Origin of the sequence: Brevibacillus sp. FSL K6-6036, from assembly GCF_037964015.1 — a bacterium.
Lineage (GTDB): Bacteria > Bacillota > Bacilli > Brevibacillales > Brevibacillaceae > Brevibacillus > Brevibacillus borstelensis.
The window spans coordinates 708,544-731,450 of sequence record NZ_CP150173.1; the positions used below are offsets into that span (position 1 = coordinate 708,544).

General features: G+C 53.9%; 21 protein-coding genes. 15 read left to right on the forward strand and 6 right to left on the reverse strand.

The window, feature by feature from the left end; all coding sequences use genetic code 11:
• Positions 1-13 precede the first annotated feature (13 nt).
• The 5 genes from ligA (at position 14) to NST37_RS03805 (ending at position 6,988) form a co-directional block, all read left to right on the forward strand.
• The gene (ligA, locus tag NST37_RS03785; protein WP_122957583.1) at positions 14-2,029 is read left to right on the forward strand and encodes an NAD-dependent DNA ligase LigA; all 2,016 of its coding nucleotides are present in this window, start codon (positions 14-16) and stop codon (positions 2,027-2,029) included.
• 41 nt (positions 2,030-2,070) lie between these two features.
• Positions 2,071-2,952, forward strand: coding sequence for a hypothetical protein (locus tag NST37_RS03790; protein ID WP_003389401.1), 882 nt, complete (start codon positions 2,071-2,073; stop codon positions 2,950-2,952).
• A gap of 51 nt (positions 2,953-3,003) precedes the next feature.
• Positions 3,004-4,071 (forward strand): CamS family sex pheromone protein, encoded by a 1,068-nt coding sequence (locus NST37_RS03795; RefSeq protein WP_003389400.1) that lies wholly within the window; start codon positions 3,004-3,006, stop codon positions 4,069-4,071.
• Between the two features lie 264 nt (positions 4,072-4,335).
• A complete protein-coding gene (pruA, locus tag NST37_RS03800) occupies positions 4,336-5,883 on the forward strand; it encodes an L-glutamate gamma-semialdehyde dehydrogenase (RefSeq protein WP_003389399.1) in 1,548 nt (515 codons plus the stop codon).
• A gap of 139 nt (positions 5,884-6,022) precedes the next feature.
• Positions 6,023-6,988 (forward strand): MraY family glycosyltransferase, encoded by a 966-nt coding sequence (locus NST37_RS03805; RefSeq protein ID WP_003389398.1) that lies wholly within the window; start codon positions 6,023-6,025, stop codon positions 6,986-6,988.
• Here the strand turns inward: NST37_RS03805 and NST37_RS03810 are convergent.
• Positions 6,978-7,889, reverse strand: a complete 912-nt coding sequence (locus tag NST37_RS03810) for a sensor domain-containing diguanylate cyclase (RefSeq protein ID WP_003389397.1) — start codon at positions 7,887-7,889, stop codon at positions 6,978-6,980. The two genes, NST37_RS03805 and NST37_RS03810, sit on opposite strands and share 11 nt — an antisense overlap.
• Before the next feature lie 157 nt (positions 7,890-8,046).
• Here NST37_RS03810 and asd point away from each other — a divergent pair, with 157 nt between their 5' ends.
• Positions 8,047-8,895 carry an archaetidylserine decarboxylase gene (gene asd / locus NST37_RS03815; RefSeq protein WP_031932050.1) on the forward strand — a complete coding sequence of 283 codons (849 nt, stop codon included), beginning with the start codon at positions 8,047-8,049 and terminating at the stop codon, positions 8,893-8,895.
• Between the two features lie 142 nt (positions 8,896-9,037).
• On the opposite strand, the gene NST37_RS03820 is transcribed toward asd, so the two are convergent.
• Together NST37_RS03820 and NST37_RS03825 are read right to left on the reverse strand one after the other, a co-directional pair.
• Complete coding sequence (locus NST37_RS03820; RefSeq protein ID WP_327925625.1) at positions 9,038-9,469, reverse strand: SRPBCC family protein; 432 nt, start codon at positions 9,467-9,469, stop codon at positions 9,038-9,040.
• Positions 9,470-9,773: 304 nt separating this feature from the next.
• Entirely contained in the window at positions 9,774-10,007 is a 234-nt protein-coding gene (locus NST37_RS03825) for a hypothetical protein (RefSeq protein WP_327956253.1), read from the reverse strand.
• Between the two features lie 324 nt (positions 10,008-10,331).
• Between NST37_RS03825 and gatC the strand changes: the two genes are divergently transcribed.
• From gatC to gatB, 3 genes are read left to right on the forward strand one after another with little or no spacing between them, the layout of a single operon-like run.
• The gene (gene gatC, locus NST37_RS03830; protein ID WP_003389393.1) at positions 10,332-10,622 is read left to right on the forward strand and encodes an Asp-tRNA(Asn)/Glu-tRNA(Gln) amidotransferase subunit GatC; all 291 of its coding nucleotides are present in this window, start codon (positions 10,332-10,334) and stop codon (positions 10,620-10,622) included.
• A gap of 35 nt (positions 10,623-10,657) precedes the next feature.
• Positions 10,658-12,130, forward strand: a complete 1,473-nt coding sequence (gene gatA / locus NST37_RS03835; RefSeq protein WP_024983566.1) for an Asp-tRNA(Asn)/Glu-tRNA(Gln) amidotransferase subunit GatA — start codon at positions 10,658-10,660, stop codon at positions 12,128-12,130.
• Positions 12,131-12,135: 5 nt separating this feature from the next.
• Positions 12,136-13,572, forward strand: a complete 1,437-nt coding sequence (gene gatB, locus NST37_RS03840) for an Asp-tRNA(Asn)/Glu-tRNA(Gln) amidotransferase subunit GatB (RefSeq protein WP_003389391.1) — start codon at positions 12,136-12,138, stop codon at positions 13,570-13,572.
• 183 nt (positions 13,573-13,755) lie between these two features.
• Here the strand turns inward: gatB and NST37_RS03845 are convergent, their stop codons facing one another.
• Positions 13,756-15,474, reverse strand: a complete 1,719-nt coding sequence (locus NST37_RS03845) for an RNA polymerase sigma factor (RefSeq protein ID WP_339186758.1) — start codon at positions 15,472-15,474, stop codon at positions 13,756-13,758.
• 215 nt (positions 15,475-15,689) lie between these two features.
• Between NST37_RS03845 and NST37_RS03850 the strand changes: the two genes are divergently transcribed.
• The 5 genes from NST37_RS03850 to NST37_RS03870 all read left to right on the forward strand — a co-directional run bounded on the left by NST37_RS03850 (position 15,690) and on the right by NST37_RS03870 (position 19,899).
• Complete coding sequence (locus NST37_RS03850; RefSeq protein ID WP_003389388.1) at positions 15,690-16,373, forward strand: MOSC domain-containing protein; 684 nt, start codon at positions 15,690-15,692, stop codon at positions 16,371-16,373.
• 74 nt (positions 16,374-16,447) lie between these two features.
• Positions 16,448-16,798 carry a hypothetical protein gene (locus NST37_RS03855; protein WP_003389386.1) on the forward strand — a complete coding sequence of 117 codons (351 nt, stop codon included), beginning with the start codon at positions 16,448-16,450 and terminating at the stop codon, positions 16,796-16,798.
• A 133-nt stretch (positions 16,799-16,931) separates the two neighbouring features.
• Positions 16,932-17,660 (forward strand): ATP-binding cassette domain-containing protein, encoded by a 729-nt coding sequence (locus tag NST37_RS03860; protein ID WP_003389384.1) that lies wholly within the window; start codon positions 16,932-16,934, stop codon positions 17,658-17,660.
• Positions 17,660-18,841 (forward strand): ABC transporter permease, encoded by a 1,182-nt coding sequence (locus tag NST37_RS03865; protein ID WP_003389382.1) that lies wholly within the window; start codon positions 17,660-17,662, stop codon positions 18,839-18,841. Before NST37_RS03860 ends, NST37_RS03865 begins: the two co-directional genes overlap by 1 nt.
• Positions 18,842-18,984: 143 nt before the next feature.
• Positions 18,985-19,899: a DMT family transporter gene (locus NST37_RS03870; RefSeq protein WP_339186296.1), complete on the forward strand. Its 915-nt coding sequence runs from the start codon at positions 18,985-18,987 to the stop codon at positions 19,897-19,899.
• A gap of 221 nt (positions 19,900-20,120) precedes the next feature.
• Here the strand turns inward: NST37_RS03870 and NST37_RS03875 are convergent, their stop codons facing one another.
• Positions 20,121-20,588 carry a helix-hairpin-helix domain-containing protein gene (locus NST37_RS03875; RefSeq protein WP_339186298.1) on the reverse strand — a complete coding sequence of 156 codons (468 nt, stop codon included), beginning with the start codon at positions 20,586-20,588 and terminating at the stop codon, positions 20,121-20,123.
• 195 nt (positions 20,589-20,783) lie between these two features.
• Positions 20,784-21,749 carry an ROK family glucokinase gene (locus tag NST37_RS03880; RefSeq protein WP_024983571.1) on the reverse strand — a complete coding sequence of 322 codons (966 nt, stop codon included), beginning with the start codon at positions 21,747-21,749 and terminating at the stop codon, positions 20,784-20,786.
• A 142-nt stretch (positions 21,750-21,891) separates the two neighbouring features.
• Here NST37_RS03880 and NST37_RS03885 point away from each other — a divergent pair, with 142 nt between their 5' ends.
• Complete coding sequence (locus NST37_RS03885) at positions 21,892-22,782, forward strand: diacylglycerol kinase (RefSeq protein ID WP_003389377.1); 891 nt, start codon at positions 21,892-21,894, stop codon at positions 22,780-22,782.
• Positions 22,783-22,907: the final 125 nt, after the last annotated feature.

A 22,907-nucleotide genomic window follows, 5' to 3' on the forward strand; every position in this document is an offset into this window, starting at 1 on the left:
AAGGATGAACGAAATGGATCGATTGACGGCGGAAGCACGAATTCTTGAATTGCGGAAACAAATTGAGCATCACAACCGTCTGTATCATACAGAAGACCGCCCGGAAATTACCGACCAGGAATACGATAATCTGGTAAGGGAACTGCAAGGCTTGGAAGACCTTTTTCCCGACATGGTCACGCCCGATTCTCCGACGCAGCGGGTGGGCAGCGCACCGCTGGCCGCTTTTGAAAAAGTGGTTCACAAAACGCCGATGCTCAGCCTGGGCAATGCCTTTGGCGAGGAGGATTTGCGCGATTTCGACCGCCGTGTGCGCCAGGCGGTAGGCAATCAAAACGTCCGCTATGTCTGCGAATTAAAGATTGACGGCTTGGCGATTTCCTTGCACTATGAGGACGGAGTATTTGTCAAGGGAGCGACTCGCGGCGATGGGACGACAGGCGAGGATATTACGCAAAATCTGCGGACGATCCGTTCGATTCCGCTCCGGCTGACCCGCCCAGTGACTATCGAGGTGCGCGGTGAAGCGTTTATGCCGCGTGCAGCCTTTGAGAAGCTGAACAAGGAACGGGAGGAACGCGGAGAAGCCCTGTTTGCCAACCCGCGCAACTCCGCAGCCGGATCGCTTCGTCAGCTCGATCCGAGGATTGCGGCTTCCCGCCAGTTGGACACCTTCATCTATGCCATCGGCGATTTGCAGGGAGTCGATGTCGAGTCCCACAGCGAAGGGCTGGATCTGTTGGAGTCGCTCGGCTTCAAAGTAAATAAAGAACGGCGCACATTTGACAACATTGATGACGTGATTGATTTTGTGAACAGCTGGGTGGAAAAACGACCGCAGCTCGCATACGATATCGACGGTATGGTCATTAAAGTAGACAGCTACGTTCAGCAGCAGGAGCTTGGCTTTACGGCGAAAAGCCCGCGCTGGGCGGTGGCGTACAAATTCCCGGCAGAGGAAGCGATTACCGTATTGAAAGGGATCGAAGTATCTGTCGGACGCACTGGCACGGTTACTCCTACCGCGATTTTGGAGCCGGTCAGTCTGGCTGGCACCACGGTAAAGCGGGCCTCGCTGCACAACGAGGACATCATCCGGGAAAAGGGACTGTTGATCGGCGACCATGTCATGGTCAAAAAAGCAGGCGACATCATCCCGGAAATTATCGCTGTCCTGCCAGAGAGACGCGACGGAAGCGAGACGCCTTTTGCAATGCCCACGCACTGCCCTGAGTGCGGCAGCGAGCTGGTGCGCCTGGAAGAAGAGGTGGCGCTCCGCTGCATCAATCCGATGTGTCCGGCGCAAATCCGCGAAGGCATCATTCATTTTGTCTCCCGTCAGGCGATGAACATCGAGGGCTTGGGAGAAAAGGTCGTCGCTTCCCTTTTTGAAAAGGACATCATCCGCAGCGTAGCCGACCTGTACTATCTGCACCAGCAGCGCGACGTTTTGCTCGGGCTGGAGCGGATGGGGGAAAAGTCGGTTGACAACCTGCTTACCGCCATCGAGACCAGCAAGGAAAATTCCCTGGAGCGGCTGCTCTTCGGACTGGGCATTCGCCTCGTGGGTGCCAAGGCGGCGCGCGTACTTGCCGAGCACTTTGGCGAGATGGACGGCATCATGGCCGCAAACGAAGAAGATTTGACCGTGATTGATGAGATCGGACCGAAAATGGCGTCCAGCATCGTAGGCTACTTCCGCCAGCCGCAGGCCCAGGCGGTAATCGAGCGGCTGAAGGCTGCCGGTGTCAATATGAGCTACAAAGGCATTCGTGTCGAGGCTGGAGCGGATTTGCCGCTTTCCGGCAAGACTGTCGTATTGACTGGTACGCTTGCGACGATGACGCGGCAGGAAGCCGAAGAAGCGATTGCCCGTTTGGGCGGAAAGGTGACGGGCAGCGTGAGCAAGAAAACGGACCTGGTCATCGCCGGTGAAAAGGCAGGCTCCAAGCTGGAGAAAGCGGAAAAGCTGGGAGTGTCTGTCATGGATGAAGCAGGCTTTAGAGAATTGCTGGAGAGTCAAGGATAAGACCTGGCTAGTGGGAGAGAACGGGAAGGGGTGTAGTCGGCATGAAAGGCTTGCTGCGATGGGGAATGATCTTGATGGCAGGGGCACTTTTGGCAGGTTGCGGCGAAAGCGGGCGGAGCAAGCCGATACAGCCGCCCGTAACTGCCGCGGCTCTGCCCGGAGATTTGACCTATCAGGATGTTCTGCAAAAGGGCGAGGTCGTACACAACTTATCCATGACTCCGGATGCCCAGCACATCTGGGTAGGAACACATGCCGGACTTTATCATTCGGCAGGCGGAGGAGTCTGGGGACTATTGTCTCCCGAGCTTGAGCAGAAGGACGTGACAGGCTGGTTTGTCGATCCGAATAATCCCCAGCACATTTTTGCCGCTGGAAACAACGGTGTGCTGCGCTCGACTGACGGCGGGAAGAAGTGGGCCAAATTGGGGAAAGGCTTGCCTGAGCCTGCCGAAATCCGCAGCTTTGCAGGCATTCGGGAAGGCGATCAGATCCGCCTGTTCGCATTTGTAACGGGTGAGGGGATTTACCAGTCGTCGAACGGGGGCAACGAGTGGAGCCTATGGCTGCCGCTTGATCAGGAAGTGTATGCGATGGATTACGATCCGATGGAAAACCGCCTGTATGTGGCTGCCCAATTCAACCTTCTCTATCATGAAGATGGGCAGTGGAAAACAGAAGTCGTCCCGAATGCCCAGCAGGTATATTCGCTCACGGTGGACAGAACGAGCGGAATCCTCGCTGTCGCAACAGATCAGGGGATTATGGAAAAAATAGATGGCAGCTGGCAGCAGCTGGATGCCAAGTCTCCTGAGACGCTGATCGTGATCTCTCCCGGCGCCGGTGATTACAGGTGGGTCGGGATCGGTGAGTCGGCCTTTGTCTATACATTGTCGAACGGCAAATGGAAGAAATGGAATTGATAAAACATCAAGAGGCTTCGGCCTCTTTCGTTGTGTAAGGAGTTTGGATGGATGAAAGCAAAACGATGGATGTACATGTTGCCGCTGACGTTGATTTTGGCCATGACGGCTGCAGGCTGCTCGCTTCTGCCAGGAGGAAAAGGTCAAGAGGAATCGCAGCCCGCAAGCCCTTCGCTTTCCCCTGTTGTGGAAGTTTCGGAGGATTATTACGGCAGCATTCCGCCCTACCAACCAAACCAAACGCGCGGAATACTGGCCAGCACGATTTATCGGATCGACTTCAGCCACCTGGAGCTCGGACTGATGGAGATTGCGCGCGATACCTTCCCTACGTCCGATTATTTGTTCCAGGAAGGCCAGTTCATCACAAAAGATCAGGTAAGGGACTGGATCGCGCAAGAAAAGGCCGGGGGTCCCAACGGCAAGGGGAAAACCAGCAGCCTTGTTCACGTGCTTGAGCACGATTATCTGAGCAAGGACAAGCAGCAACTGGCCGGAATGGTACTCGGACTCTCCCTGTCCCCGGTTTACCAGGATGCGACGGGGCAGGAGAAAACCTATACGACGGACGAACTGCGGGCAAAGGGACAGCAGTTGGCGTCAAAAATCGTACAGAGTGTTCGAGCCAACTCTACAGAAGTCCCGATTGTAATCGCTTTGTTCCAGGTGCCAGAGCCAAATTCCACGCTGATTCCGGGCAAGTTCATCATGTCCGGTACGGTGAATGCAGGTGAGTCTTCAATCGGAAAATGGCAGCCCATTGACGAAGAATTCTACCTGTTCCCGAGCAGCGACGCCGAAAAAGCATATCCCCAGCAAGCCCTGCAGTACGACAAGCTGAAGCGTCAAACGCAGTCTTACTTCAAAGAGTATATCGGAATGACCGGAATCGGCCGTTTTATGGGCGGCAGACTCACCGAGTTGACGATTACGGCTACGGCTGAGTACGATTCCCGGACGCAAGTCCTGCAATTTACGCAATTTGCAGCTTCCGCAATTGAACAGACCTTTGACAAGAACGTCCACGTCAATCTGTATGTTCAGACGATTAATCAGCCGCTGGCCTTGTATGTTCGGCCAACCAGCGGGGAACCATACATGCATATTTACAGAAAATAACAAAGAGCAAAAACGCCCTTTCCTTTTCATTCGGAACGGAGAGGGCGTTTTTTCGCGTAGAATGACAGATGATATGAACACATTTGTTTAGAAGTGTTCAGTGATTTGGACACGAATGTTCATAACCCGATACATAAGAAACCCTGTTGTTTTTCGAGAAAAATGCAAACACTAACACGGCGAAAAGAATCCAGCCAAATTGGTATGATCCTTGCATATAAATTTGGATGACAAGAATGGAAGAATGATAAGGAGGTTTTCCAGATGCAAGTCGAATTCAAAAATGAACCGTTTACCAATTTTAGCTTGCCGGAAAATAAAAAGGCATTTCAAGAGGCGCTCGCAAAGGTAGAGAGCGAGCTGGGCCGTGAATACGACATCATCATCGGCGGAGAGCGCATCAAAACCGAAAAGAAATCCCGCTCCATCAACCCTTCCAATAAAGAGCAAGTAATCGGCGTAGTATCCCAGGCTGACCAAGCCCTGGCTGAAAAAGCAATCCAGACTGCCGCTCAGACATTTGAAACCTGGAAGGCTGTACCGCCGCAAGCGCGTTCCCGCTATCTGTACAAAGCGGCTGCCATCCTTCGTCGCCGCAAGCATGAATTCTCTGCTTGGCTGGTAAAAGAGGCAGGCAAAAGCTGGGCGGAAGCAGATGCCGACACGGCTGAAGCAATCGACTTTATGGAGTACTACGGCCGTCAAATGGATAAGCTCGCCGAGCGCCATCCGCTGACCCGCATCCCGGATGAAGACAACGAGCTGTATTACGTACCGCTTGGCGTAGGGATTGTCATTCCGCCTTGGAACTTCCCGCTCGCGATCATGGTAGGGATGACGACTGCAGCTCTGGTAGCGGGAAATACTGTCGTGCTGAAGCCGGCGTCCACCACTCCGGTAATTGCTGCGAAATTCATGGAAATCCTGGAAGACGCAGGCGTACCTGCAGGGGTTGTCAACTTCGTACCAGGCTCCGGCGGCGAAATCGGCGACTATTTGGTTGAACATACGCAAACCCGCTTTATCAGCTTCACAGGCTCCCGTGACGTCGGTCTGCGCATCAATGAACTGGCTGCGAAACACCGTCCGGGTCAAAAATGGATGAAGCGTCTCGTAGCGGAAATGGGCGGAAAAGACTCCATCATCGTAGACAATGACTGCGATCTGGAAGCGGCTGCTCAAGCAATCGTTGCTTCCGCATTCGGTTTCTCCGGCCAAAAATGCTCTGCTTGCTCCCGTGCCATCGTTCACCAGGACGTGTACGACAAGGTCCTGAACCGGGTGGTTGAGCTGACCAAGCAGCTGACTGTCGGCGATGTGGTAAACCCTGATTTCTACACCGGTCCGGTTGTGGATGAAAAGGCGTACAACAAAATTCTCGAGTACATCGAGATCGGGAAAAAAGAAGGCAAGCTGATGGCAGGCGGAGAGAAAGGGCCAGAAAACGGCTACTATATCATGCCGACCGTATTTGCTGATGTAGAGCCGCAAGCCCGCATCATGCAAGAAGAGATCTTCGGACCAGTCGTGGCCTTCTGCAAAGCAAAAGACTTTGATCATGCGCTGGAAATCGGCAACAACACCGAATACGGCCTGACCGGCTCCGTGTTCAGCCGCAACCGTGCACATCTGGAGAAGGCACGCAGCGAATTCCACGTAGGGAACCTGTACTTCAACCGCAAATGTACAGGCGCACTGGTGGGCGTGCATCCGTTCGGCGGTTTCAACATGTCCGGTACGGATTCCAAAGCTGGCGGCCCGGATTACCTGCTGCTGTTCACGCAAGCAAAGCTTGTTTCCGAAAAACTGTAGTTCGTTCTGCTTTACAAAAAGCTGCCTGTTTTACGGGCAGCTTTTTTATGTTGAGCCTGTGACCCAATCGCGATTTGCATCGCTATTTCATCCCGTTTTTGTTCACACTAAGCAAAAATGGTCTAGGTGGGTGAAAGGCATGCTATCTTATTTGGTCCCGGGGGTAGCGGTGTTTTTTCTGGTTTGGCTGCTGATGCCTGCAGCCAGAGCCATAGCATGGAAGACAAAGCTGCTCGATATTCCCCAGGGACGGAAAGGTCATACCCGGCCAATGCCGTTGTCCGGGGGACTGGCGATGTTCGTCGGAGTCGCAGTGGTGACCATTTTTTTTGCAGGACTGCAAAAATTGGTGGCAGTTTTGATCATTGGCAGCTTGCTCCTGATGGCTGTCGGCTGGGCCGATGACGCGTATAAGGCGCGTAGAAAGGAATTCCCTGCTCTGCCCAAGCTGTTGGTACAGGTATTGGTAGGTTTGCTGGCTTTCGTCTGCGATATCCGTTTTCGCGGCATATCCTTTCCGTGGCTGGGCGGTGACACGGGTGACTATTATCTGTTTCCCGTCTGGCTCTCCTGTCTGGCAACAGTGATCTGGATTACGGGCTTGATCAACATGGTCAACTTCCTGGATGGCGTTGACGGTCTGGCTTCCGGAGCGACGGTCTTTTCCGCGATCACGCTGTTTTTTCTCGCATATGTTAAAGGACAGGGCCTTACAGCTTTGATTGCCGTCGTTCTGGCAGGTGCCGCGCTTGCCTTTTTGCGATTCAACTTTTTTCCTGCACAAATGTTCATGGGGGATATGGGCTCGATGTTTCTCGGATATGCCCTGGCTCTGATTTCTCTGGAGGGTGCGATGAAGGGAGCGACTCTGATCACACTGGTCGTGACGGTCCTCGCATTGGGACTGCCGGTCGTTGATACCGTCCAAGTGATGATCAGCCGAGCATTGGCAGGGTCGCCGATGTACCAGGCCGACCGTCGGCATGTGCACCATCGTTTGATGTCGCTTGGCTTGTCCGCCAAACAAACGGTTGTCGTCCTGTATGTGGTGAGCTTTATCTTTTCTGCGCTTTCGCTGCTGTTGTTCTTCTGGATTATTCCGTAGGAGCAGAGTAAAAACAAAATTGGTTGCGTCCGGCTTCCTTGGCTCGGTAAAGGGCTTTGTCTGCGTGGCGGAGGAGCTGGGAGGAATCTGGGCCGTCATTTGGAAAAAGGGCAATGCCGATGCTCATCGTCAAGTGAAAACGATGCTGCTGAATCAGAAAAGGCTTTTTCAACGCCTCCAGTACGCGGCTGGCCACTTTGGCTGCCTCCTCGGCCGTATCCAAAGAGGTGAGCAAAAGGACGAATTCATCCCCGCCCAGCCTGGCAACAGTATCCACATCCCGTACACACGAGGTGAGCCGTTTGGCGAGTACGCGAAGAAACTCATCTCCCACGTCATGTCCCCAGGTATCGTTGATTTCTTTAAAGTAGTCGCAGTCCAGGTAGAGGACGGCGAGCTGATTGCCTTTTCGGGTCGCCTGAGACATCGCCTGCTGCATCCGATCCAGCAAAAGGCGGCGATTGGGAAGGCCAGTCAAAACATCATGGTACGCCATGAATTCAAGCTGGGTCTCCAACTGCTTGCGCTCTGTAATATCCCGGGTCACAGCAAACACATGGGTACAGACACCCTCACTGTTATAGATCGGGGTGAGAACGGACTCGCCAATGATTTCGTCGTAAGTCGTATAATGTGTCGGTTTGCCGCTTGCCACTGCCTCCCGATACATGCTGTTCAAATTGGCTGCTTTTTCGTCGGAATACACTTCTTCGATCAGCCTGCCGTAGGCTTCTTCTGTCAGCCGGGCGGCCTGCATGGCAGGAGGGTTCATCAGGACGTAGCGAAAACGGGTTCCCTCTTCTACCGACATAAGAAAAACCATATCGGACATATATTGAAAAAAGCAGGATAATACATCGCCGTATTGATGGATGAGGTTCTCAATATCGCGCTTTGTCATGATTGTCTCTCCTGTAAGTCATGCTGTATTTCCATCTTAGTATAGCAAATGAAGGACAAGAAAATGATGAGGCCATAGTCGGAGTGGGCTTTACTGGCGGTACCTCGAGATGGTACAGTATGGATAGATTTTGAACGGAAAGAACAAGGGGATGCTTATGAACAAGAAAATCCTTCCCGGACTCATTCATCGGCTGCCGCAGAACGTCATGTCGCGGACCATGGGCAAAATTACCGCTTCGCGTTTCAGCCGGTTGGCGATCCGCCACTATATACGACATTACAATATCGACCCCTCGATCGTTGAAAAGCCGATACGTGAATACAGATCGTTAAAAGAATTTTTTGCGCGCAGGCTGAAGCCCGGAGTCCGGACGATTGCTCCTGGCGACGACGTAGTAGCCAGTCCCGTCGACGGTACGGTTTCACAGATGGGAGATATTCACGAAGGTACCTTGATCCAGGCAAAAGGAAAACAGTACAGTCTGGCTGATCTGCTCGGAGATACGCCGGAGGCGGCCAAGCGCTTTTACGGCGGCAAGTTTATTACCATTTATTTAAGCCCGCGCGATTACCATCGGATTCACATGCCGGTGGAAGGAGACCTCATCCGTTACACGTACGTGCCGGGCCGACTCTACCCGGTCAATCAGCTCGGCATTGAGCACGTCGACAAGCTGTTCGCCCGCAACGAGCGCCTCGTCACTCACGTCCAAACAAGCGAGCTGGGGCGAGTAGCCGTCGTCAAGGTCGGCGCCCTTTTTGTCGGCAGCGTCAAGGTCATGTACAACAAAGCGACGACCAACGTCAAACGCGGCTGCAAAACCAGCGAGGACATCCCCGGAACCCCACACTACCAAAAGGGAGACGAGCTCGGCTGGTTCGAATTCGGCTCCACCGTCATCCTGTTGTTTGAATCCAGACAACTGGAATGGGCCGACGACGTAAAAATCGGCAGCCCGGTTCTCATGGGTCAAAAGCTGGCACAACTGAAACCAAGCGAATAACCAGGCGTAAACGTTAACCGACAACCAGAGGGCCCAAGCAAGCAATTTGCGTTTGCAAAGGCCTTTTTGGTTCTACAAAATATGCAATGCAAAGCGCATGCCAATGATGGCATGCGCGCTTCTATGACTAAAACGTCTCTATTTACTTTTTGACCGACTCTGCATACTTTTTGAAATTGTCTAAAATCGCTTGCCAGCCGGCTTGCTGCATCTCGATTGTGTGGGTTTCTTCCGCATCGAACGATTCGATGATTAGCGTGTCGTTACCTTGGCGAACAAAAGAGATCTGCACTTTTCTGCCGTCGGGCATCGTATAGGCTATACGCTCGTTTACGCTCACTTCGTCGTATACCCCGCTGAAATCAAATCCAATACTGCCGTCTTTCGCTTCCATTCTCGAAACAAACTTGCCGCCGGCCTTTAGATCATTCTCGGCATATGGCGTGTGCCAGTCATCCGAAGCCGAATTCCATTGCGTGATATGCTTCGGGTCTGTCCAATACTCCCACACCAATTCCACGGGGGAATGAACGACCGCTTCTACTGTTATCGTTGCCGGATTCACATTTGCCATGAAAAAAGCCTCCTTTATATGGAAAGTGTAATAATGCCTTCCGTAATAGATGAAGAACAATCTGCCTACACCTACTATAACCGAAAGCCGCAAACGAGATTTCTTTTCGATTGCTATTCTGAAAATCAGCCCGTAAGAAGGCAGGGACACTGAACGATCCGCAGGCAGCTTTGCTTGCGTTGTCTGATTGAATATCAGCGTACTGCGAAGCGGCAAACGGGTTGTAAGCAAACTGTTTTCCTTTACATTCCGTACGAGCCTCAACTATCCTGCTGTCACGTGTCAAAAATTTTAATATCTTCGGCTACTGGCCAGGCCGGTGATCCTTAACAAGGAGTATCGGCACGCAAATCTTAATGTAACGTTGTTCGGCTACTAAAGGCTTTTTAGAGATTGTATCCGCTTTGACTATGCTTTCTTTCATCGAGATCGAATAAAACCAACCAGTGTAGAGATGAAACAGGGAGAAAAACAGCGAAGGTCTTTGGGACACTCCCCAGGCGTAATGGAAAAAGCGGAACACGTTTTCAGCGTCCAACTCTGAGACGCCTCCTGAAAGATCTGCTTTTGGACGCGGCTCCGCTTTTGGAATGAAGCCGGCCAGTCCAGCCCCCGCAGTGTCCCACCGAACCTTGAGCGTTTTCTCCCTGTTTCATCTCCTGCACTACAGCCCGACCAACGTCAAAACAGAAGCCCGACAACATCGCCCAAAGAACCGGTCACGTGAAACGTAAAACTGAACCAGCTTCACACGAGAAGCCCGACCCACATATCACCAAAGGAAGAAATCCCCCCGAAAATTGACTGCACCCGCTCTTTTCAAGTAAGATCAAAATTATGTGATAGATTCGGAGGTGGAACCATGAGTGCGATCAGCCGCAAGGAAGTAGAGCACGTAGCCAATCTCGCCCGCCTGAACCTTACAGAAGAAGAAGCGGAGCGGTATACCAAGGATTTGAACTCGATTCTGCAATTCGCAGCCAAGCTGAATGAGCTGGACACGTCAAACGTCGTCCCGACCAGTCATGCAACAGACGTGAAAAACGTCATGCGCGAAGATGTCAATCGTCCAAGCATTTCCAATGAAGAAGCGTTGAAAAACGCCCCAGAGCATGAGGAAGGCCAGTTTAAAGTACCGGCTGTGTTTGAATAGACGAAACGGTTATCACCTGAAGGGAGGACACCCACGTGTCGCTGTTTGACAAGCGATTGTCGGAAATACATAGCGCACTGCGCTCAAAGGAGCTGTCCGTTGCTGAACTGGTGCAAGCGTCCATCGCCAGCATCAAGGAGCACGACGGCGAAATCAAATCGGTCCTGCATGTGGACGAGGAAGGCGCTCTTTCCCAAGCAAAGGCATTGGACGAGCGTCTGGCAGGATCAGGCGAAGAGATGGGGCTGCTGTACGGTTTGCCTGTCGGTTTGAAAGACAACATCGTAACCCGCGGTCTGCGTACGACCTGCGCCAGCAAATTTTTGAGCAATTACGATCCGATCTACGATGCGACCGTCTCCAAGAAGCTGAAGGACGCCGATGCGCTGATCGTCGCCAAGCTGAACATGGACGAGTTTGCCATGGGCGGCTCCAATGAAAACTCCGGGTTTTACCCGACCAAAAACCCGTGGAATACCGAATACGTGCCAGGTGGCTCCAGCGGCGGCTCTGCAGCTGCGATGGCTTCCCGCCACTTCTTCTTTACGCTCGGCTCCGACACGGGTGGCTCGATCCGCCAGCCGGCAGCTTTTTGCGGAGTCGTCGGATTGAAGCCGACATACGGCCGCGTCTCCCGTTTTGGTCTGGTGGCGTTTGCCTCGTCGCTTGACCAGATCGGTCCGATCACGAAAAACGTGGAGGATTCCGCTTACGTATTGCAGGCGATTGCCGGACACGACGAGTACGACTCCACGTCCGCCAAGGTAGACGTTCCCGACTACCTGTCTGCTTTGACCGGCGATGTCAAAGGGCTGCGGATCGGCGTTCCGAAAGAGCTGATCGGCGAAGGAATCGACAGCGAGGTGCGCGATGCCGTGCTGGCCGCTTTGAAGCAGCTGGAGAGCATGGGCGCCACCTGGAGCGAGGTGTCGATGCCACATACGGAATACGCGGTACCGGCTTACTACCTGCTCTCGTCCTCGGAGGCATCCTCCAACCTGGCCCGTTTTGACGGGGTGCGCTACGGCGTACGTGCGGACAACGCCGAGAACCTGATTGAAATGTACAAGGAATCCCGCAGCCAAGGCTTCGGACCGGAAGTAAAACGCCGCATCATGCTCGGCACGTACGCGCTGTCGTCCGGCTACTACGATGCGTACTACAAAAAGGCACAGCAGGTACGTACGCTGATCATCCAGGATTTCAACGATGTCTTTGCCCATTACGACGTCATTTTGCATCCGACCACGCCGACCACGGCTTTCAAGATCGGCCAAAACGTCGACGATCCGGTGAAGATGTACCTGGAGGATATTTGCACCGTTCCGGTCAACCTGGCGGGCTTGCCAGCCATCAGCGTTCCGTGCGGATTTGCGCAAAACGGAATGCCGATCGGCATGCAGATCGTCGGGAAGGCGTTTGACGAATCCACGGTATTGCGCGTCGCTCATGCCTATGAGCAAACGGCTGGATTTTACCAGCGCAAGCCGGAATGGGTGAGGGGGTAAGAGTCATGAGCCAGTTTGAAACCGTCATCGGCCTTGAGGTTCACGCCGAGCTTTCGACGAATAGCAAAATCTTTTGCGGCTGCCCGACCGAGTTCGGCGCGCCGCCAAATACACATGTATGCCCGATCTGCCTCGGACATCCGGGCGTTTTGCCTGTGACCAACAGGCAGGCGGTGGAGTTCGCGATGAAGGCGGCGCTTGCGCTCAACTGCGAAATCTCCAGAGAGACAAAATTTGACCGGAAAAACTACTTTTATCCGGACTCGCCAAAAGCGTACCAGATCTCGCAGTACGACCAGCCGATCGGCTATAACGGCTGGATTGATATTGAGGTCAACGGGGTGACAAAGCGGATCGGCATTACCCGCCTCCATCTTGAGGAAGATGCGGGCAAGCTGACGCACAGCGATTTCGGCGGCGAATCCCTGGTCGATTTCAACCGTGTGGGCGTGCCGCTGATCGAGATCGTTTCCGAGCCGGACCTCCGCTCGCCTGAAGAGGCTCGCGCGTACCTGGAAAAGCTGAAAGCGATCATCCAGTACACCGAGGTATCCGATGTCCGAATGGAGCAAGGCTCGCTGCGCTGCGATGCCAACGTATCGATCCGTCCGGCAGGCCAAGCGGAGTTCGGTACCAAAACCGAGCTGAAGAACATGAACTCGTTCCGCAACGTACAGGTGGCATTGGAATATGAAGTCGAGCGGCAAAAAGAGGTGGTGACCTCCGGCGGAAAAATCGTGCAGGAGACACGCCGCTGGGACGAGGCCAACAAAAAAACGATAAGCATGCGGTCCAAGGAAGAAGCGCACGACTACCGCTATTTTCCGGACCCGGATCTGGTGCGGATGCAAATCTCCGAGGAGTGGATCGAGGCGGTCCGGGCTACGATTCCCGAGCTTCCTGACGCCCGCCAGGCCCGCTATGTCAACGAGTACGGCTTGCCGCAAAGCGATGCCGGCGTGATTACGATGTCCAAGGATACGGCCGACTTCTTCGACGAAACCGTCAAGACAGGGGCTGATCCTAAAGCGGCAGCCAACTGGCTGATGGTCGAGCTGCTCGGTTATTTGAATGCTGGCAACCTGACGTTGGCTGATGTAAAAATCACACCGCACGGCTTGGGCGAAATGATCAAGCTGATCGAAAACGGCACGATCTCCTCCAAGATTGCCAAAACCGTTTTCAAGGAAATGGTCGAGACAGGCAAAGAGCCAAAGCAAATCGTCGAGGAAAAGGGGCTCGTCCAGATCAGCGACGAGGGCGCTCTGCTCGCCATCGTACAAGAAGTGGTGAACAACAACCCGCAAGCCGTGGCCGACTACAAGGCAGGAAACGACAAAGCAGTCGCTTTCTTCGTCGGACAGGTGATGAAGCAAACCCGCGGAAAAGCCAACCCGCCCATGGTGAACAAGCTGCTTGTAGAAGCACTGAAAAATATGTAGCAGAAGCAAAAAATCGCAACACGAAAGCCCGCTTTGCCAAAGATACGGCAATGCGGGCCTTCTTTCATTTGGGCCAACGGCCAAAGCTTTTGACTTGCGGCTAAAGCCATTTCGTATTTGATCTGCTGTGCAAATTTTTTTGCATATGCGTATGACTTGCTGCGTGGCTATCTGGCGTTCGCCTTACACCGAAAGCTTCTCTTGCATTTGCTCTAGCACAGCGACAGCCTGTTCCTCCAGCTTTTTGATCCTATCCAGCACCTGTACGGCTTCCCGGGACTCATCGGGATCATTGGGGTTGCCTCCGGTTGGAAACGGGAACCTATGGGCAAGAGTGGCGTATTCATCCGCGATTTGGGTGTAAAGCTCACCGGCGTCCTTTACTAGCGGGCGAATCTTGTCAAACTGGGCGTCGGTCCAGGTTTCCGCGATTTCCTTCCAGAAGAGCGAAGCGTGACGGCGAGCGTCTCCGACCACAGCGGTCGTGTAGGCGTTGCCGTTTGGCTCGATGCCTTTTTGCAGGTACGCTTCCCGCCAAGCATCGTAGGCGGCCAATCCGTGAGCGCAGGCAGGCCCGCTCGTCTCTTGACGATAGTGATGCAGGATCGTTCTGAGTGCGTTTGCCAGCATCGTCTTTTGGTCGATGTCCAGCTGCTTGTCGATGGCCAGCACAAACAGTTCTTCAACCAGACCGCGTCCGAGATGGTCGTAGGCAATGGGCTTATCATGCCCGCAGTTGTCTCCCGCCTGAAATTGGCGGGTCTCGGTGTCATAGCCGTAGATCAGGCCGAATTCGGGTATGAACAAATCCCAGGAAAGCACGGCATGTCCCCGGTCGATGGCGTCGTGGATGAGCGAAAGAGCTACAGGCAATACCTCGGGAAGCTTTCTTTTTTCACGCGCCGCCGCCGTCAACAAGGATGGGTCCGCCTGATTGGCATTAGGACCGGGGGCCATTTGCGTATGCTGTTGAACGACTTTTACCTCAAAGCCGAGATTCCGCATTCCTTCCGACAGCACATTGTCAAAGTCGAACATGGTTGGTCCGGCAATGTGAATCTCGCCGGGAACGACATTGATCCGAAAAGCGTGCCCGGTAAGTCCCATCACCATGGGCAGGGAAAGGCGTTTTTCCGTGTATTCCGTCAGTCCATACATCGCTGCTGCAGCAGTCGTCCATACGCGCTGCGAGAATGCTTCGGGCTTTTTCAACGTGACCTTATTCATGAGTCCCTCATCCTTTCGATTGAGTACGTATTGGTCAACAGCGAGACGAATTTTTTCCCGCAAGAGCTTTTTCCGTGAGCGGGACAGAATCTGGTAGACATTGGCCTGCGACATGCCAAATACTCCGGCAATCTCCTGTGGGGAGAGATGGTCGAAGAAATGGGACTCGAAGATTCGCCGCTCCTTTGGATTCAAGCACCGGAGCATGTGCATGATCGTCTCCAGCAGCTCCCGACGCATCAAGGTCTCCTCTGGAGCAGCCGTTTGCTCGCGGAGCGACTGGGCATGCTGCCGGCCCAACCGGTAAAGGATGCTGTCGAGGCTTTGCCAGTCCGTTTCTCCCTCCTCCTCAGCAGGTGAATGCCAGGAAGAAAATACCTGCTCCTTGGCTTGAGGCGCCGCCTTCAGACGGGTGTATGCCTGATTGCGGACGATCCGGTGCAGCCAGGGCAAAAACCGGCGGCTGTCGACCAGTGTGCCGAGATGGAGGAACGCCCGGATGAGCGCATCCTGGACGATGTCCTCCGCCAAAAACGGCTCCTTTGTAAACGAGCGGGCATACCCGTACACCTTGGCCCGATGCCTTCTGACAAGCTCACCGAAGGCTTCCCTGTCCCCATTGCGGGCTTTTTCGACCAAAGCCGAATCTTCCTGTTCCTCCCGCGCCTCAATCATTTCGGATTGGAAAAGCTCCTTTTGCAAAACAAACACCTCGCAAGTAAGTTGACCTACGACATAGACTCCTCGAAAGAAGAGTTTCTGACAAAATGACTGCGTTCTATCAAAAATAATGAACAAAATCGTGCGTGTTTTGTCATTTACAGAAACTTTCAGTTCTGACATGATTGTATAGGAATTCATCACAGGATGAAACAGGGAGGTATGGCTCGATGAGTCATGGTCCAATCAAGCTTGTTTCGCTCAATGTAGGAAAGCCGGAGCGCTTTTTTTACCAAGGCAAAGAGGTTTTGACGGGAATGTTTAAACAGCCGGCAGCGGAGACACTCTTCCTCTCGGCTGTAAACCTGACGGGAGACGGACAGGCTGATCTCGTCCACCACGGCGGACCGGAAAAGGCGGTCTGTGTATACGCTCATGAGCATTATGCATACTGGGAGGAACGCTTGAACCGCAAGCTGCCATACGCCGCTTTCGGAGAAAATTTGACGGTTGCAGGCATGCTGGAAACGAACGTGTGCATCGGAGATACCTACCAGCTTGGCGAAGCGATTGTGCAAGTAACCCAGCCGCGACAGCCCTGTCACAAGCTGGCAAAGCGCTACGATTTGCCACAGCTGGCCTTGTGGGTCCAGGAGACGGGATATACCGGCTTTTATTTTCGTGTACTGCAAGAAGGAAACGTATCTCCGGCCAGCGAGATCACGTTGATCGAACGCCATCCGGCGGGCATCACCGTGGCGGAGGCAAACCATATCATGCATCGGGACAAGAATAACCGGGAAGCGGCCGAACGAATCCTGGCAGTGGCGGAGCTGTCCGAAAACTGGCGCAAGACCTTTCAAAAGCGCCTGAACGGCGACGAAACAGACCCGGCCAAGAGACTGTACGGGTGAGATTGTTTCGTTTGTAAGAATGGAAGTGCTCCCCTATAATGGAAAGTAGATTGCGTGGAGGAGGTTTCTAAAGCATGAAAATCCTGTCTGTGGCGGGAGAAAGCGTGCCGCCGAGCAAGGGCGGATCGCCTGCCGATACCTTTGAGCGTTCGATGGCCAGCTATGAAAAAGACGGCCAGCAAAAAAGCATAACAGTCACGTATGTGCGTTATTTTGAAAAAGTGTTGGCGGAAAAAGGCATCTACGACCAGGAAGCCGAAGGGGTGCCGGTCAACCGACTGGTGGCCATCCTCTATCTGGAGCACCACGGCGAGGCCAGGGAAAACCGCCATTACATCAATGATACAGAAGCGTTTTTGAAGCTGTTCTCCGGCTTCTCGCTAAGCAAATGGAAGGAGAAATACCCGGTTCTCTCCCTCGCTTAGGGAGGAGAAATGAAAGTGTTTGCAAGATTCTGATTTTGTTTGGATATGGGTAGACTATAAGAGCAGGATCTCCTCTTTCGGGAGCGAGATCTTTCTTTTTGAACCTTGACCAAAAAGGGCGGGAGGAATACAGGTGATCGAAGTAGACCGGGTAAGCAAGCGGTTTGGACACCTGACAGCGGTCGATGACGTCTCCTTTTTCGTGGAAAAGGGAGAAGTGTACGGGCTGCTCGGAGAAAACGGAGCGGGCAAAACGACGACGATGAGGATGATGGCTACCATCCTCCGACCGACGTCAGGTGATATCCGGATTCGCGGTTACTCAGTTCTGAGCGAGCCGGTGGAGGTACGCCGCCGCATCGGGATATTGTTTGGCGGAGATGTGGGCCTTTACAGCAGGCTTACGGCTCGGGAAAACATTGCTTATTTTGGCAAGCTGTACGGCTTGGCCGACGATGCCCTCGAAAAGCGGGTCGAACAGCTGGGCGAAATGCTGCATATGAGCGAGTTTATGGATCGCCGGGTGGGCGGCTTTTCACGCGGGATGAGGCAAAAGGTAGCCATTGCCCGCACGCTGGTGCACGATCCGGATGTCATTTTGCTGGATGAGCCGACGACCGGCCTTGATGTGACTGCCGCCAACATGTTTCGCCGGATGGTGGCCCATTTGCAGGAGGAGGGCAAGACCATTCTGTTTTCCAGTCACAACATGGGGGAAATCGAGAGGCTGTGCAATCGGATCGCCATTATGCATAAGGGCAGGCTGAGCTATGCGGGGACGATTGACGCCCTCCGTGACCAGGTGAAGATGAATGATCTGGACGATATCTTCATGACCATGGTAGAAGGAGGGGGGCGGTAGTGGGAACGAACATCGTCTGGACCGTTTTCCGCAAAGAGCTGACCGATCTTCTTCGCGACCGCAAAACCTTGATTGGCACATTTGTCATACCCATGGTAGTTATTCCTTTTGTCTTTTTTTTATTGGGCACGTCTTACAACAACGTTGAAAAGGAAGCACGCTCCTACGTACCGATTTCGATCAGCGGTCAGTCTGTGCTTGTCGACTACCTGAAACAGACTCCTGGTGTGAAACTGTTGAACTCGCCGAATCCGGAAGCGGACTTGCAGCAGGGCAAGCTGCGGGCCATCATCTCCATCCCGGACGGCTTCGATCAGCAGGTAAAAGCGGGGAAGCCCGTAAAGCTGGCGGTCGCTTACGATTCCACCAACCAAAAATCAGTGTACGCCCGTTCCATCATTGAAGAAGCGGTAAAAAAATACAGCTCCGAGATTGTGGCCAAGCGGTTGCGCCAGGCGGGCTTGTCCGAGCAGGCGATCAAGCCGATCGAGACCGTATATGACAATACGGCGTCCAAGGACCGTCAGGCGGGCGGCATGCTGGCCGGGATCATCCCCTTGATGCTGGTGCTGTCGCTGGCCTCTGGCGGAATCGCTGCTGCTACAGACCTGGTGGCGGGAGAAAAGGAACGCGGGACACTCGAGGCGCTGTTGACTGCTCCCATCGCGGCGAATCAACTGCTGACAGCGAAGCTTCTCGCGGTCATGGTCATGAGCTGTATCAGCGCGACAGCATCGCTGCTTTCCCTCTCGTTTGTGTTTCGGATGGGCCCGCTGACCAAAGCGGAAGCGGCGTTTTCCTTCAGCTTTTTGGAGCCTGGCTCGCTCGTGGTTTTGGCGGGAACCATTCTCTTGCTGGCGGCGATGTTTGCCGGTCTGGAGCTGACTTTGAGCACGATAGCCAAATCGTTTAAAGAAGGACAGACCTATATGACTGGTGTGGTCGTTCTGGCCATGATCCCCTCCTACATGATGATGCCGCTCAATCCCGTGGACATCCCCGAGTGGTATTACGTACTTCCCGTTTTCAGCGGTGTTGCGTTGTGCAAAGAGGTCTTTTACGGAGCGATTGACCCTTGGCACGTGATCGTCGGATTAGGGACCTCGCTGTTGTATGTGGCTGGCATTCTGGCCTTGTCCGCCCGCCTCTTCCGCCGCGAGGGTGCAGTGATTAAAGGATAGGCAGGCTGTTCGGCCTACGCCGCTATGCAGTGCCCCAGCGTAGGCCGGGAGAGGTGAAACGCTCAGAAAGGCCAAATGACGGGCGACATCGCTCGGATATTTTTCACAAGCTGGATCAATACGCAGAAAGCTGGTGACAGAAAATGAACGCGCTCTATGCAGGAGTGCTCTACGTATTTGCGTCCGCAGCAGGATTTGGCGTCATGTCCATCTTTGCGATCTACGCCTACGAGGCAGGGGCGTCGGTGTCTACCCTGTTGTTCCTGCGCTTTTTGCTGGCGGCGCTGCTGTTTTTTGTCTGGATGGCGGTAAAGCGGGAGCCGCTCAGGATTAGCAGGCAGCAGGGATTGGCCCTGTTTTGCCTGGGAGGAGTCTTGTACACGCTGCAGTCACTGAGTTTTTTCTCGTCAGTGCAGTACATTCCGGCCTCTATGGCGGCCCTGCTTTTGTACACCTTTCCCGTCTATGTGGCGGTCTTGAACTATTTCGTCAATAAAGAAGCGCTGCGAAAGCAGACGATCGGTGCCATGGCTTTATCGCTTGCGGGACTTGTTCTGGTTCTCGGCCTTTCATTTGACGGCATTCAGCCGCTCGGAGTCGGACTGGCTCTGGCTGCGGCAGTACTGTACTCCGTCTACTTCATCGTCGGCAACCGCGTCGTGACAGGTCTTTCTCCATATGTAACGAGCGCCTATGTGTCGTTGTTTGCGGCCATCTCTACCTTTGGGCTGGCGCTCAAGGACGGGGAGCCGGCATTGGATTTCAGCGGTCAGGGGTGGCTCGCATTGGGGGGCATCGTTCTCTTTTCCACGATCCTCGCGATGGGCTGCCTGTTTCGCGGAATTCAGCTCATCGGCTCTACGCGGGCGTCCGTGCTCAGCACGCTTGAGCCCGTGGTGACAATCGGTTTTTCGGCACTGCTGTTCGGGGAGAGACTGGGGTGGTTTCAGATGCTGGGCGGGTTTGCGGTTCTCCTCGGAGCCGTTCTGATCGTGCGCAGCCAAAACAGGCAGGCAGGCCAGCAGACGGAGGAAGCAGATGCAAAACAGATTACGTGATTGGCTGGGGGATATTGGTTAGCTGGAGAAAAGGCGGGATACGAATTTTGGTTAATGGATTTTCCTAACTCTTTAAGGCGTGGTATGGTCCGTTTATCTGTGTTTGCCGGGTAGGTGCGGACCAGTTCGGTATATAGGTGTTTGCCGAGGCTAGAAGCTGACTAGTTCAGTTTTTCGGTCTTTGCCAAAGCCAGGGGCGGGCCAGGTCCGTTTGTCCGCGTCTACCGGGACTGGGGACGGTTCGGCGGATAGCCGTGCTGCTCCCGATAGGCCTTTCGCTCCCCGGTAAAATCCCACCACTGTTTATCGCTTCCCGGATTTTCCGCATGGTGGATGACACAGCGGAGCTGGTCCTCGACGCACGGATCGATCTGGCATCCGTATTTGCCCTCCAAGGCGTCGATGAGGTCGGCGCCTTTTAGACCGCGCAGTTCGCTTAGGCTGTAGTAGCCGAGCAGCACCAAATCCTCGGCCAGTTTCGGGCCAATGGAGGGAACGGACTGGAAGGCGGCGAGAGCGATCAGCTCCCTTGCTCGTTCAAAAGAAGTGCCGAGCTGAGCCGACAAGTGCTCGGGATGCTGTGAACCGATCTCTGTCAGCAGCAGCTTGGCGCGGCGCAGTTGGGTTCGTTCTGCCTCGGTCAGCGGCAATTTTGGCGTTTTTGTTTTTGCTTTTGAACGGATCGGCATGGGAGAACTCTCCTTTTTTTCTATTCATCATTCATTGTTCATTATTCATTGTTAAGTGCCAAGTATCGCGGGCCAAACAACGACGGAGGCAAGAAAGAAGACAGTCGTAAAGGGAAGGACTAGCTTCCTATATATGCAAAGGACGCCGGGAGAACAGAAGCCCTCGAAGCGTCCTTTTTTCGTTCCCGGGAACAGTTACGTACGGGAGCGGATCAGCCAAGCCGCGCCAATCACACCGGCGTCATTGCCCAAGGTCGCGGGAAGAATCTCCGTCGCCTCCACGACATATGGGAACGGCACAAAGCGGCAGAACGACTCGCGAACGCGGGCAAAGAGAAAGTCGCCCGCAGCCGCAACCCCTCCGCCAATAATCAGCTTGGCCGGGTTCAGCAGAATCGCCAAATGGGACAATGCCAGCCCGAGATAAAGTCCCGCCCGGTCAACGATGGCAAGCGCCCCTTTGTCTCCTGCCCTGGCGGCATCCAGAACATCTTTAGCCTTGACCTCTCCGTTGCGGGAAAGCAGCTCGGCCAGATAAGGGCTTGTTCCGTTTTCAGCCGCTTCTCGTCCAGCGCGTATGAAAGCAGTAGCTGACGTGTAGGTCTCCAGACAGCCCGTTTTTCCGCAGTTGCAGAGCGGACCGCCCTCCGGTGCCATCGAGATGTGGCCGATCTCTCCGGCAATGCCGTTGATGCCTTCGACGATCTGGCCATTGCAAATGACGCCGCCGCCCACACCTGTTCCGAGCGTAATCATCACCAGGTCTTGAGCGCCTTGGCCGGAGCCTTGCCACATTTCGCCCAAAGTGGCGGTGTTGGCATCGTTCTCTACAGCTACCAGCAGTCCTGTACAGGCGGCCAATTTGTCGCGCAGTCGAACAGGGCTGCGCCAGTTCAGGTTGACCGCTTCCCGGACGATTCCGTTTTTTCCGTCTACAGTGCCAGGCACCCCGACGCCAATTCCTGCCACGTGCTCTCTATGCAACCCTTGGCCTTGCAGCAAATGATCCATCATATCGGCTACTTTTTGGACGATTCCGTCTTCGCCTTCTGCTACCGGCGTAGGCTCCTGTGTTTTGACCAGCATAATCCCGTCCATGTTCAGCAAAGCCATTTTGATTGCAGTGCCACCGATGTCGACGCCTACGATGACCGTATTCACATCAAGCTCCTCCATTCATACCCGAAGGTTATCTTTTCCTATCTTATCATGCCGCCAGCAGCATAGCGATTCCCAAAAATGGCTATACAGGATATGATGAGTAGAGAGAATACCAAGAGCGTGACAGGAAGAAGGGAATGCGTTGAAACGAGCCAGATTGATATACAATCCCAGCTCCGGGCGGGAAATCATTCGCCGCCGTCTTCCGGAGATACTGGATCTGCTGGAATCGGCTGGATATGAGACGTCGTGCCACGCGACAAAAGGAGAAGGCGATGCCACCGAGGAAGCTGCTCGTGCCGTTTCCCGCGGTTTTGACGTCATCATCGCTGCAGGCGGAGACGGTACCATTTACGAGGTCGTCAACGGCATGGCCGAGAAAAAGACTCGCCCTGCCCTCGGGATCATCCCGTGCGGCACCAGCAACGATCTCGCCCGAGCCCTCGGCATCCCCCGCTCTGTTGGCAGAGCATGCCGCATCATCGCTTCTGGAAAAAAGAAAAAAGTCGACATCGGACGGATCAATAACCGTTATTTTATCAATATTGCCGGCGGGGGATCATTGACCAACCTGACGTATGAAGTGCCGAGCAAGCTGAAAACCGTCATGGGCCAGCTCGCCTATTACGTCAAAGGGCTGGAAAAACTGCCTTTTCTGCACCCGATTCACGTGCGGCTGGAGACGAAAAATGAAGTCCTCATCGACGAAGAGATCATGGTCTTTTTGATCGCCAACAGCCATTCGTTCGGCGGCTTCGACCGCCTGGCGCCAAACGCCAATCTCAGCGACGGCAAGCTCGACCTCATCGTCGTGAAGAAAACGAACATCGCCGAGTTTATCCGTCTGGCGACGCAGGCTATGCGAGGGGAACACCTGAAAGACCCGTCCATCCTGTATTTTCAGACCGACTACCTGAAAGCGACCACGCCGGGAGGACAAACGGTGCAGCTCAACATGGACGGCGAGCTCGGAGGACAGCTTCCTTGCGAGATCAAGGCGCTGCCGGGGCATTTGGAGTTGTTTGTGCCGTAGCGGAAATGTCAGGGAAGAAGAGAATATGAACAGTGAACAAGGAAAAGTGAATAGTGAACAGAGAAAAATGAACAGTGAACTAGCAATAATGAAGCAGTAACAGGCATGTGGGTCAAACGTGCAAA

What these genes read in the sequence shown, in the direction of transcription:
- pruA (WP_003389399.1), top strand. Translation starts at nt 4,336, where the DNA reads ATGCAAGTCGAATTCAAAAATGAACCGTTTACCAATTTTAGCTTGCCG.
- NST37_RS03810 (WP_003389397.1), bottom strand. Translation starts at nt 7,889, where the DNA reads ATGACAAAGCGCGATATTGAGAACCTCATCCATCAATACGGCGATGTA.
- NST37_RS03870 (WP_339186296.1), top strand. Translation starts at nt 18,985, where the DNA reads ATGAACGCGCTCTATGCAGGAGTGCTCTACGTATTTGCGTCCGCAGCA.
- gatC (WP_003389393.1), top strand. Translation starts at nt 10,332, where the DNA reads ATGAGTGCGATCAGCCGCAAGGAAGTAGAGCACGTAGCCAATCTCGCC.
- NST37_RS03820 (WP_327925625.1), bottom strand. Translation starts at nt 9,469, where the DNA reads ATGGCAAATGTGAATCCGGCAACGATAACAGTAGAAGCGGTCGTTCAT.
- NST37_RS03855 (WP_003389386.1), top strand. Translation starts at nt 16,448, where the DNA reads ATGAAAATCCTGTCTGTGGCGGGAGAAAGCGTGCCGCCGAGCAAGGGC.
- asd (WP_031932050.1), top strand. Translation starts at nt 8,047, where the DNA reads ATGAACAAGAAAATCCTTCCCGGACTCATTCATCGGCTGCCGCAGAAC.
- NST37_RS03850 (WP_003389388.1), top strand. Translation starts at nt 15,690, where the DNA reads ATGAGTCATGGTCCAATCAAGCTTGTTTCGCTCAATGTAGGAAAGCCG.
- NST37_RS03805 (WP_003389398.1), top strand. Translation starts at nt 6,023, where the DNA reads ATGCTATCTTATTTGGTCCCGGGGGTAGCGGTGTTTTTTCTGGTTTGG.
- ligA (WP_122957583.1), top strand. Translation starts at nt 14, where the DNA reads ATGGATCGATTGACGGCGGAAGCACGAATTCTTGAATTGCGGAAACAA.
- NST37_RS03845 (WP_339186758.1), bottom strand. Translation starts at nt 15,474, where the DNA reads ATGATTGAGGCGCGGGAGGAACAGGAAGATTCGGCTTTGGTCGAAAAA.
- NST37_RS03875 (WP_339186298.1), bottom strand. Translation starts at nt 20,588, where the DNA reads ATGCCGATCCGTTCAAAAGCAAAAACAAAAACGCCAAAATTGCCGCTG.
- gatB (WP_003389391.1), top strand. Translation starts at nt 12,136, where the DNA reads ATGAGCCAGTTTGAAACCGTCATCGGCCTTGAGGTTCACGCCGAGCTT.
- NST37_RS03790 (WP_003389401.1), top strand. Translation starts at nt 2,071, where the DNA reads ATGAAAGGCTTGCTGCGATGGGGAATGATCTTGATGGCAGGGGCACTT.
- NST37_RS03795 (WP_003389400.1), top strand. Translation starts at nt 3,004, where the DNA reads ATGAAAGCAAAACGATGGATGTACATGTTGCCGCTGACGTTGATTTTG.